Source organism: Candidatus Skiveiella danica (assembly GCF_022705245.1).
GTDB lineage: Bacteria > Pseudomonadota > Gammaproteobacteria > Burkholderiales > Burkholderiaceae_C > Skiveiella > Skiveiella danica.
In genome coordinates, this window is the sequence record NZ_JAKJEW010000183.1 from 319 (window position 1) to 547 (window position 229).

Here is a 229-nt window from a genome sequence, read left to right on the forward strand (position 1 = left end):
GGCCTGCGACGGCGTCAGTGGCTGCCCGACGCTGGGCAGCTCAATCTCGCCAGTACGCAGTGATGGCGTGGCGATCATGAACACTATCAGCAGCACCAGCATGACGTCGATGAACGGCACCACGTTGATCTGGCTGACGAGTTTGCGGCGGCGCACGGTCAGGCTCCCGATTGCGGGTCAGGATCGGGTAGGACGCCGGTGTTGGCAAGTCCGTGAGCCGCAGACAGTG

Annotated in this window: 1 protein-coding gene; it reads right to left on the minus strand. The window is 63.8% G+C overall.

All coding sequences use genetic code 11. The annotated features are described in order from the left end of the window. On the minus strand, positions 1-156 hold a 156-nt coding region (locus ACMUOY_RS20875), incomplete at its 3' end, for a biopolymer transporter ExbD (protein WP_413894615.1). Positions 157-229: the final 73 nt, after the last annotated feature.